The organism is Spirochaetota bacterium, from assembly GCA_038043445.1.
GTDB lineage: Bacteria > Spirochaetota > Brachyspiria > Brachyspirales > JACRPF01 > JBBTBY01.
Genome location: JBBTBY010000100.1, coordinates 1 through 20,247 on the forward strand (window position 1 = coordinate 1; position 20,247 = coordinate 20,247).

Genomic DNA, 20,247 nt, shown 5'->3' on the forward strand with positions numbered 1-20,247 from the left:
CCGTGGACTTGCCGACCCCAGGCATCCCCGCCAGGACGGTATACTCGCCTAGTGGGATGTACGGCCTGACCAGCCAATCGGTCTGCTTGTCTTCAATTTGGTCTGCGCTTACACGGTCGTTTTTTACACCGATCCTCGTTCCGATCGAGAAGTTAGTCTATCGCCTCTGCCGTATAGATCCGAGCGAAGAAATGTCATGGAAAACCTATGCGTTCTCGATAATTGTTCTCAATGCCATCGGGATCGTATCCCTGTTCCTGCTGGAGCTCGTGCAGGGGGGGGCTCCCGTTCAACCCGGAAAAGATCGGTGCGGTGCGATGGGACACGGCACTCAACACGGCAATATCGTTCGTGACGAACACGAACTGGCAGGCATACGGCGGCGAGACGACGATGAGCTATCTGACACAGATGGCGGGACTCACCGTGCACAATTTCTTGTCCGCGGCTACCGGTATTGCCGCGCTGCTTGCTGCGGTCCGGGGGTTCACTCGAAAGAGCGCCGTATCGCTCGGTAACTTCTGGGTGGACACGACACGTGCTGTGTTGTACGTGCTTTTGCCGCTTGCGCTCATAACTTCGATGATACTTGTGTCGCAGGGTGTTGTGCAGACACTGGCATCGCACGTGACAACGCATACGCTTGAGGGTGCGACGCAGACGATAGCCGTCGGTCCCGCGGCATCGCAGATAGCGATCAAACAACTCGGGTCGAACGGCGGCGGGTTTTTCAACGCGAACTCGGCGCATCCGTTCGAGAACCCTACCATCATCAGCAATGTTGTTGAAACTTTTTCACTATTGTTCCTTCCCGCAGCACTCGTATTCATGCTCGGAGGCCTCCTCGGCAATAAAAAGCAGGCGCGCGCGATATTCATCGCCATGTTCCTGCTGCTGATCGCCGGGCTTTCTGTTGTCATGATCGCCGAAATACGGGGAAACCCTATGCTGCAGCGGCTGGGAGCGGTCTCCGGTGTGAACATGGAAGGAAAAGAGATGCGCTTCGGGATCGTTCCATCGATACTCTGGGGACAGCTGACGACCGCCACCTCAAACGGCTCCGTGAACTTCATGCATGACAGCGCGCTGCCGCTCACCGGACTTGTCACACTGTTCAACATCGGCATCGGCGAGGTGATATTCGGCGGGGTCGGCGTAGGGCTCATCGGCATGTTCCATTACATCATTCTGACGATGTTCGTCGCAGGACTTATGGTCGGCAGAACGCCCGAATTCCTCGGCAAGAAGCTCGGCCCTTTCGAGATGTCCATGTCGATGATAAGTCTTATACTGCCGTTCATCGCGATACTTGTTCTCGCGGGTATAGCAATAGCGACGGGAACAGGACGTGCAAGCCTTACGAATATATCCGCGCACGGCGTTTCCGAGATCTTATACGCCTGCTGTTCGGCCGTGGGGAACAACGGCTCGGCCTTTGCCGGCCTCAACGCAAATACCGTGTTCTACAATCTCACGCTCGGTTTCGGCATGCTCATCGGGCGCTATGCTACGACAATACCCATGCTTGCCATCGCAGGATCGCTTGCAAACAAGAACACGGTGCCTGCCACATCGGCGACATTCCCGACGACGGGACCGCTTTTCATCGGCATGCTCATCGGCGTTATCATCATCATGGGTGCGCTTACCTTCTTTCCGGTGTTCTCCCTCGGGCCTATCCTCGAACATTTCCTCGTATACCAATAGGAGCATTTCATGAGCACTATCTGGAAACCAGGATTCGTACGCGATTCTCTGAAAGAGTCTTTCGCACGCCTGAACCCCATCTCGCTCTGGCGCAATCCCGTCATGATCATCGTCGAGGCGGGTGCGGTCGTCACTCTGTTCGAATCATTCCGCATTATCGCGGCACACGGCGATTTTTCATTTCATCTTCAGATATCGATATGGCTGTGGTTCACGGTGCTCTTCGCGAATTTCGGCGAGGCGTTCGCGGAGATACAGGGAAAAGCGCGCGCGAACTCGCTTAAGAATGTGCGGAGCCTTAACAAGGCGAGACGAATGGCACGGGACGGGATCGCATCCGGTGCCGTCGAGGAAGTGCCGGCGACAGATCTTCGCTCTGGTAATATCGTCATCGTCGCCGAAACAGAGATGATACCCGGCGACGGCGACGTTATCGAAGGAACGATCCTGGTCGACGAATCGGCTATCACCGGGGAATCGGCGCCCGTCATACGCGAATCGGGCGGCGATCGATGCGGTGTCACCGGCGGCACGAAAGTGCTTTCTGGGTCGGCAAAGATCCGCATAAGCGCGAATCCGGGCGATTCCTTTCTCGACAGGATGATATCGATGGTGGAGAATGCACGGCGCACGAAAACGCCCAATGAGATCGCGCTTGAGATACTCCTCATTTCACTTACGGCGCTTTTCATCGTCGTTGTCGTAACGCTCCCGCTTTTCGGGAACTACATGAACGTGACCATATCGATCACCGTGCTCGTCTCGCTTCTCGTCTGCCTCATGCCGACGACCATCGGCGCGCTCCTTCCCGCCATCGGCATCGCGGGCATGGACCGGCTCCTTCAGAAGAACGTCATCGCGTTGAGCGGACGCGCGGTGGAAGCGGCCGGCGACGTGAACATCGTTCTCCTCGATAAGACCGGCACGATCACCCTCGGCAACCGCATGGCGAATGAGTTCATCCTTGCCGATGCGTTCGACATGAAAGAGTTCATCGAAACGGCGGTGCTCGCGTCCATCGCCGATGAAACGCCCGAAGGGCGAAGCGTTCTCACGCTCGCGAAGAAGGAACTGGGCGTACGCGGACGCGATATGCGCGCACCCAACGCGGCGATATTCGTCCCCTTTACGCCGCAGAGCCGCATGAGCGGCATCACCATCGGCACCCGCGAGATACGGAAAGGATCGATGGATGCTATCGAACTTTTTGTCCGCGGGAATGGGGGAGCGATGTCCGATGCGGTGAGAGAGCGCACTGCGCTGATTGCCCGTAACGGCGATACGCCCCTTGTCGTCGCGGAAGGGAGGAAGGTGCTCGGAATCATTCGTCTTAAGGATATCGTCAAAGAAGGGATCGCGAACCGTATCGCAAAGCTCCGCGAAATGGGGATACGCTCGGTGATGATAACCGGCGACAACAGGCTTACCGCAACATCGATAGCGGCGGAAGCGGGTGTTGACGATTTTATCGCCGAGGCGAAACCGGAGATGAAGCTCGCGCGCATTCGATCGTACCAGGCGCAAGGTTATCTTGTCGCAATGATCGGCGACGGAACCAACGATGCCCCGGCGCTCGCACAGGCCGACGTTGCAGTGGCGATGAACGGCGGAACGCAGGCGGCGCGGGAAGCGGCGAACATGGTGGACCTCGACTCATCGCCGACGAAGCTCCTTGACATCGTGGAGATAGGCAAGGAAATACTGATCACGCGCGGCGCGCTCACCACCTTCAGCATTGCCAACGATGTGGCGAAATATTTTGCCATTATTCCCGCCCTCTTCGCTGCTGCATTTCCCGTGCTCGGCATCCTTAATATCATGCATCTTACAAGCCCGCAGAGCGCCGTGCTTTCGGCGGTGATATTCAACGCACTCATCATACCATTGCTCATTCCTCTTGCGCTTCGCGGCGTGAAGTATCGTGCAAGCTCGGTATCGGCATTGCTTCGCAAGAATATCTTCATCTACGGCGCGGGAGGGATACTGCTCCCGTTCATAGGCATCAAGCTTGTGGACATGCTCATCGTCGCCATGCATCTCGTAAAATAGGAGCCACTATGAAAATCCTGATCAGCGCCATTCTATTCACTGTCGTATCTACGGCGTTTCTCGGCTTCATCTATCCCCTCGCTATCACCGGCATCTCGCAGCATGTATTCCCCGGGCAGGCGAACGGAAGCATAATAAGAAAGGACGGTGTCATCATCGGGTCGGCACTGATCGGACAAGAATTCACCAATGCGCACTACTTTCACGGAAGGCCGTCGGCGGTTGACTATAACGCGGGTAATTCGGGCGGATATAATTTCGGTCCTTTGAACGATGCGTTCCGCGCGCAGGTGTCGGATCGAATAGCCGCGATACGGAGAGAGGAGATGCTCTCATCGAACGGCGCGGTAAGCGCGGATCGTGTCCTCGCCTCCGCGAGCGGTCTCGATCCGCACATAAGTATGGATGCGGCATGTGAACAATCCATGCGTATCGCGAGAACCCGGAACATGACGACAGAATACATCCGTTCGATCATTGACAGCAATGCCGAGCGCCGGTATATTCTGTTCGGCGAGATGTTCGTGAATGTGCTGAAATTGAATCTCGCGCTCGATCTCCCTGTGACGAATCGTTGAGGTGCAGACGATGACGAACGGAACAGAACGCCCCGACCCGGATGCGCTGCTTCGCGCTCTCGACGATGAAGAAGGCGCCCGGAGCACGGAACGCGGCCACCTTAAACTATTCCTCGGATTTGCAGCGGGCGTCGGGAAGACATACCGCATGCTCCGCGAAGCGATACTCCTCAGGGAAAACGGCAAAGACGTTGTTGCCGCGTACATCGAAACGCACGGACGTGAAGAAACTGAATACCTCATGCTCGCCGTCGATGCGCTGCCGCGGAAGAAGATCATCTATGAAGGGATAGACCTCGAAGAGATGGATATCGACGCGGTGATCGCACGCAAACCCGCTTTTGCTCTTGTCGACGAGCTGGCACACACGAATGTACACGGCTTGCGGCATGAAAAGCGCTACCAGGATGTCGAGGAGATACTGAATGCAGGTATAGACGTATATTCCTGCATGAATGTGCAGCATATTGAAAGTCTCAACGATACCGTATTCCAGATAACCGGCGTACGTGTACGGGAAACGGTCCCTGACCGCATCATCGCCATGGCGGATAAGATCGAGCTGATCGACATACCCGTGGAGGAATTGACCGAACGGATCAAAGAGGGAAAAGTATATATCCCGGAGAAGGCAAGGATTGCGGCGATGGAATTCTTCAGGAAATCGAATCTTCTTGCATTGCGGGAACTCGCGCTCCGCGTTACGGCGCGGCGTGTCGACGATGATATCGCTGCGTACAGGGAACGGACAGGCATAGCCGGTGTCATTCCCGCGGGTTCGAGGCTCCTTGTCTGCGTGAGCGCAAGCCCGTCATCGGCGCAGCTTATACGGACGACGCAGCAGTTCGCCGAGGGACTCGATGCACGCTGGACGGCGGTCTATGTGGAAACGCCCGGGATGATCCCGAAGCGAACGGATTCCGTGCAGCTGAACGGGAATCTTGCGCTTGCAGAGGGATTGGGCGGGGAAGTGATGAAGCTGAGCGGCGATAGACCGGCGGATGAGATCGTCCGCTTTGCCAAGGCGAAGAACATCACGCTCATCGTCATCGGATTCTCCCGGCGGTCTGCACTCGAACGCATGGTGCGGGGTTCTATCATCGACGAGATAGTCAGGAAAAGTGATCCCATCCAGGTCCTGGTGATACCCGGCGGCTCGGGGCGCCCCCCGGAGATCAAGAAACAGCATGAACGCTCTTCGTTCCCGGTGCGTCGGATCGCGCTTGCACTCGGTGTAACGGCGGCGGCGACCGCGCTCGCATTCCCGGCACAGCGCATATTCGCTCTCGGACTTCAGGACATCGTACTCATCTATCTGATGCCGATACTTGTGAGCAGCCTCTTCGGCGGTATGATCGCCGGCATTGCCGCTTCGGTCATCGCGGTGCTCTGCTATAATTTTTTCTTTGTGCCGCCCATTTTCACATTTACCATCGCCGATCCGCATTATCTTCTTACGTTCGGCGTTCTCTCCGCTGTCGGTATTGCGACAAGCATTCTCTCGGACCGCATCCGGCGGCAGAAAGAGACCGCGAAGCGCAATGAACAGGTGCTCGCATCGCTTTATCAATTCAGCAAGGACCTTCTTTCTGCGGAGAATTTCAGCGGACTTTCGAACAGGATAACCGGACTTATCGCCGATCTTTTCAGCGGTACCGCGGTGCTGTATATACCGCATGAAGGGCGTGTTTCGGCCGTCTCATCTTCACCGCTGGCAGTCATGGGGGAGCAGGAGAACAGCATCGCACAATGGGTGTTCGAACATTCGGAGAAAGCGGGTTTCGGGACAAAAACGCTTTCGTCCTCGCCTTGGTTCTACGCGCCGATAACGCTGAAGGGAACGCTGGGCGTTCTGTGCATACGACGGCCCGAGCCGCTAACGTATGAAGAGGATCGTTTGCTCGCTTCGTTCATCCATGTGGCGGGAATGGCCATCGCAAATTTTTATGAGTTGATAATATAAGCATATCATCCGCTTTCGGTATGTAATTGCTTTTCACGCCGTTTTTTATATTGTATCATCGAATGATGCAATAAATCGCTCATTATACCGTCACGTGAACACATATGACAGCAATACACGTTGAATCGCTCACCCGAAAATTCAAGAAAACCCTCGCTGTTGATGCCATATCGTTCGATGTTGCAGAGGGCGAGATATTCGGTTTTCTCGGTCCTAACGGCGCCGGGAAGACAACGACGATCAATGTCCTATCCACGCTCCTTAAGCCGACGTCCGGTCATGCGACGATAATGGGTCATGATATACGCAAGGAGCGCGATCTTGTGAGAAGATCGATAGGCGTCGTGTTCCAGGAGCCGGCGCTCGACAGCCGCCTTACCGGCGCGGAGAACCTTTCATTCCACGCGATGATGTACGGCATGAAAGGCAGGGAACGCAAAGCGCGCATGGACGAAGTGCTCGCGCTCGTTGAGCTCACCGATCAGGCGGGCAAGAAGGTGGAGGCGTATTCCGGCGGCATGAAACGAAGGCTCGAGATAGCGCGCGGGCTCATGCATCGGCCCGAAGTGCTTTTTCTCGACGAACCGACGATAGGTCTCGATGCGCAGACGCGGCGTCACATCTGGGACTATGTGAAAAAGCTCAATGCGGATACCGGCATTACGATGATGCTGACAACGCATTACATGGAAGAAGCTGATTTTCTTTCGCATCGCATACTCATCATCGATCACGGGAAGATAGTCGCACTTGATACACCGAAGGCGCTTAAGGACATTCTTGGCGGCGATATCGTTGAGCTCAGCATTCACGGCAAGATAGAGAAGCTGGTAAGCACATGCAAGCGCCAGCGCTGGATACATGCGGCGACCGGGCACAGCGGCATGGTGCGCCTTACCATGGATACTGCGGAAAAGCGCATACCCGCCATTCTCGCGCTCGCGGCGAAAGCGCGCGTCTCTGTCACGTCGGTTTCCCTCCACAAACCGAGCCTCGACGATGTGTTCATGCATTTCACCGGCAAGGCGATACGCGAAGCGGACGAGAACGGCAAGGGAAAAAAGAACATTGGCAGGGGTCATGATCATGCGAACCGCTAAAGCCATCGCCATACTCTGGCTCCGCGATATGAAGCGATTCTTCCGCTCGCCCTCACGCATCATCGGCAATATCGTCATACCGTTCTTCCTGCTCGTGTCCATCGGCGCCGGTTTCGGCCGCGCGATGATACCCGGAATTAAGGAAGGCACCACGTATCTCGGTTTTCTTGTCCCCGGCATGCTCGGCATGACCATGCTCTTCAGCGGTATGTTCTCGGGGCTTTCCGTTCTTTGGGACAGACAGTTCGGGTTCCTCAAAGAGATAATGGTAGCACCCGTGTCGCGCGTGGCTATCGTCATCGGGCGCATCGTGAGCGGCGCCACCATCGGTGTATTTCAGGCGGTGATGATACTCATCGCATCGCAGTTCCTGGGTTTCCGTTTCTCTCTCTTGGTGCTCCCCGCGGCCGTCGGGTTCATGATGCTCATATCGTTCATCTTCACATCGATAGGGCTCATCTTCGCCTCGCGCATGAAGGATGAACAGGGTTTCGGCCTTGTGATGAACTTCCTCATCATGCCTGTTCTTTTCCTCTCAGGCGCCTTTGCGCCGATAACGAATCTCCCCTCGTGGGTACAGGTCGCATCCTTCGCCGATCCGCTCACCTACGGCATCGAGGGGCTGCGCGCGCTTCTCATCGGTTCATCGGCGATACCGATATTCCTCTGCGCGATGGTTTGTACGGTGAGTGCGGTCGTGCTGGTGCTCATCGCGGCATGGGCGTTCGAGACGAGTGAAGTGGTTTAATACTTCAGCGTGTCGTTTTTTGTCCGCGGATATCCCCGAATGAATATGACATCGACAGCGTATGCCGCATGCCTATCCATGTCGCCGTGCTGAACGAATAATCCACGGAGAACGGCGCGCCGGCGGTGAGGGAGAATTTCGCACCGGCGCCTGCGGTGATATCGAATTGGCTGTCGGCGTACACGCATCCCAGCCGCACGGCGGCGAATTTCATGATGAGCACTTCGACACCTGCACGCACGGTGGGAATGCCGCCCTGCGCGAATGAAAGAGCGTCGATATCGAGAAGTCCTTTCAGTGACAGTGCATCGATCACGTCCCAGGTATATCCCGCACCGAGGAGTATCTCAAGCGGCGGCAGTATCGTCTCCGCATCCGTACCGCCAATGCCGATGTTCTTTATCGTTACGCCTGCGGTGAGTTTCCTTTCCACAAAGAACGCGACACCGCCGACCGATGCGACGAATGCGTGTATCGCCGTCGTATCGAGGACTTCAAGCGCATACCCGAGCGTTGCGCCGACGGAAAACCCTATCGGAAGCGAGAGCATATCACCGAGCGGAAGTGCGATAGCCCCTGCCGCGTATAGATCGAAGGCGCCGAGATTCGTCGAAAAGCCGCTCGTGTAGGGAATACCCGCTTCTATCGCGTTATAGAATATACCCTTGGTGCCGAATGCAAGGACAATACCATTCTCGAATTGATACGCGAAAGCCCCGGAGTATAGCGAATCGAGGACATAGAGCGCATACGATCCATACACGGAGAACGCCGTCGGAAGACCGGTGATCGAGGAGGGATTTTTGTACACCCCTTCTATCGTCCCTGATGATGCGCTCCCGGCACCGCCGAATGACGATGACACCGCGCACATATCGATGTTCATGAACTCAAGCGCGCTCGCCCCGACATAGGGATGAGCGATACTTCCGCAGAAGAACAGTACAGCAACGATGCGGCTTCTCATTGATATCTGCTCCGGGTTATCATTATCCGTGTCGTTCTCATGACGCCCGATGGCTCCTGTACCGTGCAGTAATACACACCCGGCGCGACCGCAGTCCCCCCGGCATTGCGCACATTCCAGCGCGCGCTCCCGCTCGCGTCAGCGACACGGAGCGCGGTCACGATCTTCCCTGAGACAGCATAGATGCGTATGACAGTTCCCTGCGGCACCTGATCGATGATGATATCGCCGACACCGCGGTACGCATTGTTGATGGCGGCAAAACGCTTCACCACTTCTATATTCACCGCGCCGTAGCCGTACGTGTTATCCGGTCCGGCGGGCCCGAGATCGCGGGCATAGTGAATGAGCGCATTCCACACATCACGCGCGGCGCAGTTCTGATACGCGCTCCATATGACCGCGGCGGCGCCCGCCACGCACGGCGAGGCGGACGATGTTCCTGTAAAACGCACATACATGTAATTCGTATTGTTATCGACACCGCATATCTCCGGTTTCAGACGTCCATCGACGGTCGGGCCGAGCGAGCTGTACGACTCCTGCGGACCGGAAGGCCAGTTGGCGTAATTTATCGCGCCGACAGCGAAGGCGTGTTTTGCGTCTGAAGGCGTTGTTACACTCCCTGCGGTCGACTTGTACGTTAGATTTCCTGCAGAGAGGTTGAATATCCTCAGCTTTTTTGCTTCCCCGCTGTATTTGCCGACAGCCACGGCATAGGTCCCCGCGGTACCGATCGTTCCGACTATCCCTTCCACGGGATTGTCATCACCGTTCTGCGTGTCTTCACTGATAGCAACAAGTGACCATGCCGAACCGTTCCACCGTAACAGTAATAGGTCATAATCGTTCGTGCTCGCACCCCACACGTCGTCCCAAGTAAGGACAATGTTTACCACTTGCCCGCCGGCGAGTGGACCGAGCGTATTCACGTATGATGTCCCGGAAAAATCGTGAAGCTCATCGGCGTTCGCGTCGCTATACGTGCCCTGCCAATGCATCTGTGCATGATTACCGGCGGCATTTACCCAGAGAATATTGTTCGAGTACGCATCGTTCACAATAGCGCAAATCGGTCCGTCACCCCTGCCGGTACTGGCGCCGACCCATGCCGCGGAGTGATTGATTATATGCGCACCCATCGATTTGCAATAATCATAGGCCTGCTGCAGCTCCAGGCTGTATCTAACTTTACAAAGATACAGTTGCGCCGCCGGTGCCATTTCATGCACCACCTCAGCAACCGCTGTTCCATGAACGCCGTCAGCGGATGCTTCAAACCCTGTGCCCGTAAAATCGCGCGTAATGACCGTCGATGGTAATTCTCCCGCTGCTATCGCCTGCGTATTGCTGTAGAATCCAAGGTCGATAATGCCGACCTTAATTCCGCGGCCGTCATAGCCGTTGGTGTGCATATTCGACGCTTTGGTGAGCACCACGTTCTCTCCCTCAATAACGAGCGGGATAGCTCGCATTGCAGGCCCAATGTGTGCAACCCCGGACATGCCCTCGAGCAAGCGTATCGTATCCGGTGCAATGGAAAACTCTATTATATCTTTACTTTCTCCGGTGATGATGCCGCCGGCACGGACAATATCGGCGCTTGTATCGGCACGGTCGCGTTTTCCATTCACGCGGGCATGAAGCACCATGGCGCCGTCACGCATCGGGTACTCTCTGCGGAATTGCTCCGTACTCCGCGCTGTGCCGCCGGTAACCTCGGAAAGCGATGACGAGAGTATAGAGCTTTTCTTGCCTTTGCGTGAAATTTCTTCTATCCCTGCGGCAGGCAGTACGGTCGTGAGCAGAACGATGAGTATGAAGAAGTGTCTTTCCATGGGGACATCCGTTGGTATGAGCATCGTTTATACTATCGCCGGCCGTAAAAGTCAAGGAAAAAGCATATGATAATATACGCTGGAAGAAAAATTCAGTGCACTATGACAGAATTCGTCAGATTCGTTTCACTCATACCTGAGCGCATCGATGGGGTTCATATCCCCCGCCTTCTTCGCGGGGAAGAACCCGAACACGATGCCCACGAGCGCCGATATCGTGAACGACAGCACGCAGGAAGAAACGGTCACGCGCGTAGGCATATGCCAGATAAGCGTTATCACCGCCGTGATGATGAACGCGAGTATGATACCGAGGAGCCCGCCTAATATTGTAAGGAGCACCGCCTCGAGCAGGAATTGCAGGCGTATCTCGAGCTTCTTCGCGCCGACCGCGCGGCAGAGGCCTATCTCCTTCGTACGTTCGAGTATCGATGCGAGCATGATGTTCATGATGCCGATGCCGCCCACGAGCAGTGAAATGCCGGCGATGCATCCGAGCACGATATCGAATATGCGCTGCGTCTCGCGGTGCTGTTTTAAGAGCTCCTCGGGTATGACTATCTTGAAATCCCTGAGATTGCGGTGATGCCTGAGCAATATCCGTTCGATGATGATGCCGACCTTGCCGACCTGCTCCTTGTCATTGCAGTTGATGATGATGCGGCTTATGTCGGGTGAGAGTGCGTCGGGTTTTTCCAGGATATCGGCGTCAACGGGCACATAAATATTGTAATTGAAATCCTCGTAGTCCATATTGTCGTCTTTCTTCACCGCGATCGCCTTGCTCTCAAGCACGCCGATGACACGGTACCAGGAATCGCGGAGCTTTATCTGCGATCCCAGCACTTCCCCCTCGCGCCGTAAGCGCAGCGCAAGCCCGCCGCCGACGACGGCCACGTCCGCACCCGCGTCGAGGTCATTGATGAAGCGCCCCTCTTTCATCCTGAGCGAAAGCGCCTTGAAGTACTTCTCGCTCGTACCGACCACTTTCGTTTCACCCTTGTACGTCATGAAATATACCGGCGTGGTCTTATCCTTGACGGGTATTATCGTCGCATAGGGCCCGATGAGCTCGATGAACGAGCGCTCATCGATGTGCGAGAGACCGGTCGAGAGATACTGCCCCTTGACCACTTCGCTCTGCCGCACGCTCTGCACGTCGTACACATAGATATTATTGATACCCATGACCGCTATCTTTTTAAGTATCTCCTCCTGCGCACCGCTGCCGATGGCGAGCATGGATACGACGGCGGTGACGCCGAATATTATACCGAGCATGGTAAGGAGGCTTCGCAGTTTATGTGTGAGTATGCCGTCAAAGGCTATGCCGAGGCTTACAATGAGGATGCGTATCATTATTGCGGGGCCTCTCCGCGTTCAGGGCGTTCACCGCTCGGTGCAGCGTTCGTAGTACGTTTCCTGACAAGACCGAGCTCGGTCATCATCTTCGTCATTGCGGTACGGTTGGTCTTAAATGCATCCTCGGTAAGATTATTACGCTTCATGTACTCTTCTATTTTCTTATAGTCCTCAGGCTTCGACTGTTTTATCTGCTCAAGTGAGAAACCCTTTTTGCGGTTCGTCTGCGGGGCCGTTTCTGCAGCATTGGTGCTCTCCGCGGCCGCTGCGCGTGTATCGGGAGGTGCCACGGCCTCTGCAGCGGGAGCGGTGTTCGCCGCCGGGCGTTTTTTCTCCGCTTTCTCCTCTATCGGCGGCATTACCGGCAGGGCGGATGCCGCATTGGTCGACCGTTTTTTCGCCGGCGCATAGTTCTTGAGCGAATACTGGCTTATCCTGAAACCGCTCTCTTCGATGACCGGGTCATAGAGTACAAGCTTCGCCCCTTCCGGCAGTTTCGACTGAATGATGACATAATCGTCGTTCTTCGGCCCCAGTATCACTTCCTGTTTCGCAAGGCCTCCGCGCGCGAGGAGGAACACCGTGCCCTTGTCGTCCTGCTTGTTGAACACCGCGTCGAGGGGTATGAACGACACATCGGGATACGCGGCTATCGTTATTTCCACGCGTGCCGACATGCCGGGGCGCAGGCGGTCGACATCCACTTCACGTACGTTCGCAACGACGTCAAAGACCTGTATATCGGTATTGTTCACTTTCGCGTGCGCAAGCGCGCCGACGCTCGAGACACGGCCGGTGTACGCATTATCGGGGAACGCATCGAGCGTTATCCGTACCGGCAGACCGTTGCGTACCCGGTGTATATCGACCTCGTTTATCTCCATCTTCACCTGCATCCGCTCAAGATCAGGGATGGATAGATAGATCTGATCGCGGCGCAGCGTGTCGCCGATCTTTATCTTTTCCTTGGTCCAGGGGTTCTTTGTCTTGTAGACGACAAGACCTTTTTTCGGCGCGTACACCATGCACCGTGAGATATTGGTAGTGAGCGTCCCGCGGTCGTATTCGAGCCGTCTGAGCGTATCGATCTTCGTGCGCATGACGCGGTCATTGTTAAGTACCGCCATCTTTATCTTCGATTTCGTATCGTAGAGGTCGCGTTCCGCCTTGAGCTTGTCGAGCTTTCCCTTCTCCTGGTCGACGCGCGGCGCGAACTTGAGCGCCTCCTGGCTGAACTCCTGTATCTTCATCGCGGTCTCACGGTCGCTCAACGAGTTCGAGAGCGACATGATGGTCTCGTTCCACGTTGCCACGGTATTATCGATGTCGTATTTCGCATTGTTTATCTTGTCCTCGGTGGACGTGAGCTGATCGGCAAGGGTCCCTGAATCGAACTGCGCGATCTTGTCGCCCTCGTTCACGAACGCGCCTTCGGTGATGAGATAGATGAGCGTGGACGATCCCTGGAAATTCGGCGCGAGCACGTCGACGGAATTGATCGCATCGAGGAAACCGGTGGCCGTCAGCGATTCGGTGAAATCGCCCTCAATGACCGTGCTTACGAGGAGGAGGTTCTCTTTCTTCTTCGAGCAGCCTGCGATGAGGCAGAGGATAGTGCCGATGATCAGTATCGTCCGTGCCATCTGTTACGCCCTTACCCGTTTCGGCTTGCCTTCGGATAGTCTTCCGTCGGAAATGAACACCTGGCGTTTGCAGTGCGCCGCAATGTCCGCCTCATGGGTCACTATGATTATCGTACATCCTTCCTTATGAAGTGAGTCGAATATCTTCATTATTTCCCGCGATGTGGTGCTGTCGAGGTTCCCCGTCGGTTCGTCGGCGAGGATGAGCGAGGGGGAGGTGACCAGTGCGCGGGCGATGGCCACACGCTGCCGCTGGCCGCCGGAGAGCTCATTGGGTTTGTGATGGATGCGCTCCGAAAGCCCGACCTTCTCTATCATCGCGAGCACGCGCTCACGCCCCGGTGCGGCCGTACGGTGCGAATAGGTGAGCGGGAGCGATACGTTGAAATAGACGTTCTTTCTCATGAAGAGATTGAACGTCTGGAACACGAAGCCTATTTCGCGGTTGCGTATGTCGCTCAGCTGATCGTCGCTCAACGATTCGACGTTCACATTGTTGAGGATATATGTCCCGCTCGTCGACTGATCGAGGCAGCCGAGTATGTTCATGAGCGTCGATTTCCCCGAACCGGAATGGCCCCGAATGGCGACATATTCGCCTTTATAGATGGAAAGGTTTATCTCGCGCAGCGCATGGATGAGCGAATCCCCCACCTGATACGTCTTGGAAAGCCTGGAAAGATGGATGAGCGGCTTCATATGCTACCGGTTCGTCGCCGGCGCGGCGGCACGCACCATCCAGAATTTATTCTCGAGATAGCTTATCGCCTTGAGGTACGCCGCCTTCTGCGTAAGGAGCGCCAGTTCGTTCTCATAGTAATCGTCCTCGGTCTTGATGAGCGTGTCCGCAGAGATGAGCCCGAGCGTGAAGCGCTCCTCGTCGATGGCGAGCGATTTCTTCGCAATGGCGAAGCTTTCCTCGTTTATCTCGATGTTCCTGCGTATGTTGGAAAGATTATCGATGTTCTTGTCTATCATCGACTGCACGGTCTTCCGCCGTTCCGATGCGAGCAGCATTGAATTCGATACCGCAAGCGCGGAGCTCTCGACCGCGATGCCCCGCTGGAAGCGCTCGAAAATGGCCGTTGAAAGACTGAACGTGACGCCGATGTCGTAATTCGCGTGATAATCGCGCGCGGCCGTGAGCGACACGCTGCCGTTGGGGTCGTACGCGTTCAGCGCTTTTTCAAGCGCGAGTTTCTCTTTCCATACGGCTATATCGTAGGAAAGGAGCGTTACGTCGTTGGAGATCGAACGTGTGATGGAGCGTTCCTTCTCATACTCGATGAGCGTGAAGGGGAGCGAGAGGTCGATGGCGAAGTCGAGATTGGTGTTCCCCATGAGGAGGGCCATCGACGACTTGAGCGTGCGATGCGCCTGCTGCTGCCCCTCGAACGCGGCGAGGCTCTTCTTGTAGTTCTGCGTGAGCCTGAGATACGTTATCTCGTTGATGAGCCCGGCCTTGTACTTGTTGCCCGTATCGATGAGGTTGGTGGCGCTCCGCGTGAGCCGCCGCCGCGTGCTCGAGAGCGATATCTCGCTCGTAACGAGGTCGTAGTACGCCGATTCCGTGCTGTAGATGAGATCGCGCTCGTTCTGGACGAACGATCGGAGCGAGTACTGATAGTCCTTCTGTGCGGCGTCGACGGCATACCCGTCGTCATTCCTTTTCAGGAAGGGCTGCGTCACGGTGACGCGGCCGGAGAAACCGTTGGATACGGACGGGAGCCCCGAGAATTTATAGCTCGCCTCAACGCGGATGAGCATGTCCCAGGGGAGCTTTTCCTCGAGGGCGAGCGTACCCACGAGATAATAATTGGTCCCGAGCACATACGAATTGTCCGTCGAGGAATAGTTCCCGTCGAGCGACAGGGGCGATGTTACCGAGAGGCGAATGTCGGGAAGGAAGAACTTGTTGACCGCGGACTGATATTTATTCCTGTTGATGATGAGCCCATTGCTCGCGATTATCGCATCGGCATTGCGCAGAAGGACGATCTTTTCGACCTCCGGCAGCGCGAAGAACTGCTTTTCCGCGGCGATGACGGCAGCCGATACGCAGATGAAAAGCGCACAAACCCGTGCACAAAACGGTGATACCATAGATGGGAGAGAGTATAGTAAGATTTTGAACTATTGTCAAATCAGTGCATGCCGTAGCGCGCTTTCACCGCCGGGGCATACTCGTACGCGGTCGGTATGGCATCCTTCCCTCGATCCGCATTGACCAGAAGCGCACGCTCGTAGCTCACGTTCATTTCACGCACAAGCGGGCGGGCCGCTGCATAGCGGTACTTCACCCACTGCTCCGTGTTCTTTGCCGTGTCGGCGGAAAGGAACCCCTTGACGCGAAGCATGCTTGCAAGCTTCTCATCGGTATGAAGCGAACGCCGCCAATTCTTGTTCATCGTGATGTAATCCTGGTACCCGCGCGAGAGATAGAACGGCACGAAATCCGCACAAAACTTCTCATACGATATCTGACCGACCCAGAAAAGCGCGTATATCTGCTGCCACTTGATGGTCGATTCCCCGCCGATCTGGAAATTCATCGCGGGCACGACGCCGTCCGCATGCGGGTGAAATCCCTTGAGCAATCCGACATCCGGTATCCCCCCGACGATGTTCGGGTTCCATCCGATGATGCCGTTGAGCTTGATGTTGTTCTCTTTTGCCGCCATGAACAGAAGGAAGTCGATGGCCACGCGCTGACGTTCCGGGTTCCCCTCGGGTGTCGCGCAGGCGAAGCGGAAGCTCGATACGGGGTCCTCATACGCCGGACCCTCGAAATAGCGATAGAGCTCGGGGCTGTCCGGACCGGGATACGGGAAATCCATGACGCCGACCTCAAAGCCATTATCGGACGCCTGCCGCTCGAGCATACCGGCGTCCCATGTCCCTGTCGGGATGAAAAGCGAGCGCTGCTGGACGAAGAACATGACCGCATCGTCGCGATTGAGCCCTGAGAAGCCGGGGATGGAAAATCGGCAGTAGTTGGAAACGATATCGAACTTTGCGCGGTAGGGCCCGTAGTCCATGTCGATCTTCTTCCCTTTCATGCCCGCGTATTGCTCGACGACCGACACCGTGCAGTCATGATCGAAATCGATGAGGTTGCGGGCTTTTGTGGTGATAACGTTGAAGAGATTCGCCTCGATCTGGTTCATATGGTAGCGCGAATTGGCTATCGGCGTGAGCGAGGTGAGCCCCCGCTCGATGGCGCTGACGGCGTCCGCGTGTTCGCGCATCTTTACCGAGAGTTTCATCCGATCAGCCGACCCGTCGGCAAGAGCATCCATTTCCTTCCCGAGCGTACGCATGGCGTTACTGTGCCCGGTGATCGCGCGCTTGGCCTTGGTGTCGAAGAATTTATACTGTTCGACCTTGCCGCATACGTCGATGAACTCCCTGAACGTCGCGGGCGGAACATCCGATCCGGTATATCGCTTCAGCATGGTCTTATTGTAGAACATACGGACTATATGGAGGGTGAGCCCTATCGCCATGTATTCCTGCATTTCGGGGATATAACAATTGCGCAGCCCGTCCTTCATCGTATCACGCAGCGAGACGTCCCTGAATTCATTATTGCGATTGTACGGATTGGGCGCCATGACATATTCGGTCATCGGCGTGAAGTATCGCATATAGTATGAGACGAGGAGCGGGTAGGCCACCATGCCGTCGCGCATGAGGTCGGCAGGCGTGCCGCCGACCATCTGCGTGGTGAACCACTGGCCGTAGGTGGCCTCGGGTATGGCCTCCTGCACGACACGAACGTTCGGATATAATTTGTGATATTCAGCCGCCATGAAATTGAGCCCGTCGCGCGCCCCCGGCTCAAGGCTCCAGTGCGCAATGCGTATGGTCATCTGCTTGGAACCTGCCCCGCGCGGGACCTTTAATCGCATCCCGGGGGTAAGCGCCGCCTTCTCATCAACATCAGGATAATTCAGATCAACGATCCTTTCCGCGGTGGTCTTATACGCTGCGGCGATGGATGCGACAGTATCGCCTTTCGTCACCGTATATACATCCTCGGACGGCTCGCTGTTGTTGAGGTACACGACGAATGCCGAGATGATGAACGCCGCCCCTATCGCAAGCAATCCGATGTAGCTTTTTATGAATGCTGTGATCTTGTTCATGCGTAGCTGCTCCTTCTCTGGACTTCTATCGCTCACCGCTCTGAGAGATGCCGTATCCCGTTACAATCCGTTCAGCTCACATACGGCGTCCTTCTCCATGACGACGATAGTGCCGATCTTCGTCCCGCTCTCACGGTTCTGTATCTTAAGTATATGCGTCCCTTTCGTCAACCGATACGTCGTCCTCGCCTCGGGTACGGTCTTGTCGTTCACGCGGCTGCGGACGAAGTCCCACGCCCATTCGCCCTTCTTAAGCACATCGGAGACCGATATCTCCCCTCCGTCCACCGATGCATAGAACGTATCCTCTTCCCCCCGCGCCGAGAATGCGCGTACGCGGATCACATACTCGCCGTCCTCGCTTACCGTGAACCGGCATTGCGCGAAGCCGGCGTCACGAGCCTTAGCGGCCGGCGTCTCAATGCATGCGGTCGGGAACGATGGGTCGCGATTGACCGTCATGGGGGCTACGATCTTCATGCGCGTCGGATCGATGACGACCACACCGCGGCTTCGTTCGGTGAAAAGCGGAAGCTCGGCGAGAACGTCTTCCGCCGAACGCACGGCGAGGGGCGTTACCCCTGCCGGAATACGGTTATCGGTAAGTGTGACCATTGCTGCGGACGCCCCATCACCTTCGACCGTGACGAATGTCTTTACCCCGGGCGGCGCACTGCACCCGCGCACGGTTATCTCGCGTGAATCGATCGCCCATATGAATGGATGTTCCCCCGTCGATGATCGCGCTGCGGCACGCTCTATCGTCGACGCCCGCACGTCATCGAGAATGATCGCCGGGCGCGCATCCGCCTCGAGATATGAGAGATACATATCGCTTACGGAAATTCCTTTCGCATGACGGATATAAAGCCCGTATGCGGGGAGCTGCCCGAACATCTGTGCTTCCGGATACTTGGCGACGCACTCCTTGTCAGGCACATCCCGGCGCACGCTGCCCGTACCCTCGCCGCCCTCATATTCAAGCGTGATCCCGGAAAGCGATATGCCGTTCCCGACGGAATATCCCGGTATCCCCGTTATCGACGAGGTGAACATCGAACGCTTTGCGGTAATATTCTTCATGACGACGTTCTCTATCTTCCCCGGGACTTTCGGCGCGACCTGGTCCCTGCCCCGGTGGCCGAGGCGGATGAATATCGGCGCTTTCATGTTCGACATGGTGATGTTCGACACAAAGATGCCGGAGAGATGCGAGCCGTCAACCGATTCTATCGCCACCCCGGCGAGCGTGCGGTCGAGGGCGATATCCGTATCGCTGTAGAGATGGATATCCCGGAACACGATGTTCTCAAAACTGTCATGCGTTTCCGTGCCTATCTTAAGCCCGTTACATGCGCTCCAGATGCGGCAGCGCTCGGCGAGTATGTTCCGTGACGGATGATCATGCCCGGGTTCGGTGCTCTTGAGCACGATGCCGTCGTCCCCCGTGATGATATCGCAGCCGCGTATCGTAACATCCACGCAGGAGTTCACGTCAAAGCCGTCGGTGTTCGGCCCGTAGAGGAAATTCCGTATCGTCACGTTCTCGGCGAGCACGTTCATGCAGCGCTGCATATGCACCGTCCACGACGCGCTGTTCGTGAGCGTAATGTTGCGTATGATGATGTTCGTCGAGCGCAGGAGATGAATGAACGACGGGCGTTTCTGCGCGGTGTAATTGAACTGCGCCGTTCCATGCCAGGGCTCGCCGACGTACTCCTTGTCCTTTTTCACCCAGAAGCTGTCCCCCTGCCCATCGATGGTGCCGCCGCCCTCGATCGTGATATCGGATGCGCCGTTCGCCTGTAGTAATCTTCCGGTAGAGTAGTCCTGTATGTTCTTACTGCCGAGTAGAGTCGCTTCGGGTGTGACGAGAAGCGTTACTTTGCTTTTCAGCACAATGGAACCGGACAGATACACGCCTTTCGGGAACACCACCTTTCCGCCGCCGCCATCGGCACAGGCATCGATCGTTCTCTGAATGGCGGCAGTGTCGAGCGAGACCGCGTCGCCGACGGCCCCAAATGACGTGACGTCGTATTGTTGGGCTCCCATCGTCACCGCATACACGATGAGCGCGATGATTACCGGATGTGCCTTCATAGATCCGGGGAGAAGGGATACTCTAGAAACCCTGTTTTCCA

The 20,247-nt window shown here is 56.1% G+C and carries 14 protein-coding genes and 1 pseudogene; 7 read left to right on the plus strand and 8 right to left on the minus strand.

All coding sequences use genetic code 11. From position 1 onward, the window contains the following. Window positions 1–56: 56 nt before the first annotated feature. The 7 genes and pseudogenes from AABZ39_14470 to AABZ39_14500 all read left to right on the plus strand — a co-directional run bounded on the left by AABZ39_14470 (window position 57) and on the right by AABZ39_14500 (window position 8,145). Window positions 57–212: pseudogene (locus AABZ39_14470) on the plus strand (potassium-transporting ATPase subunit KdpA). Window positions 213–231: 19 nt separating this feature from the next. Then, window positions 232–1,707 carry a potassium-transporting ATPase subunit KdpA gene (kdpA, locus tag AABZ39_14475; protein MEK6795983.1) on the plus strand — a complete coding sequence of 492 codons (1,476 nt, stop codon included), beginning with the start codon at window positions 232–234 and terminating at the stop codon, window positions 1,705–1,707. A gap of 9 nt (window positions 1,708–1,716) precedes the next feature. Further along, window positions 1,717–3,756 carry a potassium-transporting ATPase subunit KdpB gene (gene kdpB / locus AABZ39_14480; protein ID MEK6795984.1) on the plus strand — a complete coding sequence of 680 codons (2,040 nt, stop codon included), beginning with the start codon at window positions 1,717–1,719 and terminating at the stop codon, window positions 3,754–3,756. An 8-nt stretch (window positions 3,757–3,764) separates the two neighbouring features. Beyond that, window positions 3,765–4,334, plus strand: a complete 570-nt coding sequence (gene kdpC, locus AABZ39_14485) for a potassium-transporting ATPase subunit KdpC (protein MEK6795985.1) — start codon at window positions 3,765–3,767, stop codon at window positions 4,332–4,334. Window positions 4,335–4,344: 10 nt separating this feature from the next. Further along, entirely contained in the window at window positions 4,345–6,297 is a 1,953-nt protein-coding gene (locus AABZ39_14490; protein MEK6795986.1) for a DUF4118 domain-containing protein, read from the plus strand. A gap of 104 nt (window positions 6,298–6,401) precedes the next feature. Further along, the gene (locus tag AABZ39_14495) at window positions 6,402–7,397 is read left to right on the plus strand and encodes an ATP-binding cassette domain-containing protein (GenBank protein MEK6795987.1); all 996 of its coding nucleotides are present in this window, start codon (window positions 6,402–6,404) and stop codon (window positions 7,395–7,397) included. Then, window positions 7,384–8,145, plus strand: coding sequence for an ABC transporter permease (locus AABZ39_14500; GenBank protein MEK6795988.1), 762 nt, complete (start codon window positions 7,384–7,386; stop codon window positions 8,143–8,145). The genes AABZ39_14495 and AABZ39_14500 overlap by 14 nt, the downstream gene beginning before the upstream one ends. Window positions 8,146–8,149: 4 nt before the next feature. Here the strand turns inward: AABZ39_14500 and AABZ39_14505 are convergent, their stop codons facing one another. From AABZ39_14505 to AABZ39_14540, 8 genes are all read right to left on the minus strand, one after another. Continuing rightward, on the minus strand, window positions 8,150–9,112 hold the full coding sequence (locus AABZ39_14505) for a hypothetical protein (protein MEK6795989.1): 963 nt from the start codon (window positions 9,110–9,112) through the stop codon (window positions 8,150–8,152). Continuing rightward, complete coding sequence (locus AABZ39_14510) at window positions 9,109–10,950, minus strand: S8 family serine peptidase (GenBank protein ID MEK6795990.1); 1,842 nt, start codon at window positions 10,948–10,950, stop codon at window positions 9,109–9,111. Before AABZ39_14510 ends, AABZ39_14505 begins: the two co-directional genes overlap by 4 nt. A gap of 126 nt (window positions 10,951–11,076) precedes the next feature. Further along, window positions 11,077–12,309: an ABC transporter permease gene (locus tag AABZ39_14515; GenBank protein ID MEK6795991.1), complete on the minus strand. Its 1,233-nt coding sequence runs from the start codon at window positions 12,307–12,309 to the stop codon at window positions 11,077–11,079. Next, window positions 12,309–13,955: an efflux RND transporter periplasmic adaptor subunit gene (locus tag AABZ39_14520; protein MEK6795992.1), complete on the minus strand. Its 1,647-nt coding sequence runs from the start codon at window positions 13,953–13,955 to the stop codon at window positions 12,309–12,311. Before AABZ39_14520 ends, AABZ39_14515 begins: the two co-directional genes overlap by 1 nt. 3 nt (window positions 13,956–13,958) lie before the next feature. Beyond that, complete coding sequence (locus AABZ39_14525) at window positions 13,959–14,654, minus strand: ABC transporter ATP-binding protein (protein ID MEK6795993.1); 696 nt, start codon at window positions 14,652–14,654, stop codon at window positions 13,959–13,961. Window positions 14,655–14,657: 3 nt separating this feature from the next. Beyond that, window positions 14,658–16,058, minus strand: a complete 1,401-nt coding sequence (locus AABZ39_14530) for a TolC family protein (protein MEK6795994.1) — start codon at window positions 16,056–16,058, stop codon at window positions 14,658–14,660. A gap of 41 nt (window positions 16,059–16,099) precedes the next feature. Beyond that, the gene (locus AABZ39_14535; GenBank protein ID MEK6795995.1) at window positions 16,100–18,103 is read right to left on the minus strand and encodes an extracellular solute-binding protein; all 2,004 of its coding nucleotides are present in this window, start codon (window positions 18,101–18,103) and stop codon (window positions 16,100–16,102) included. Window positions 18,104–18,163: 60 nt separating this feature from the next. Next, the gene (locus AABZ39_14540) at window positions 18,164–20,206 is read right to left on the minus strand and encodes a glycosyl hydrolase family 28 protein (protein ID MEK6795996.1); all 2,043 of its coding nucleotides are present in this window, start codon (window positions 20,204–20,206) and stop codon (window positions 18,164–18,166) included. Window positions 20,207–20,247 lie beyond the last annotated feature (41 nt).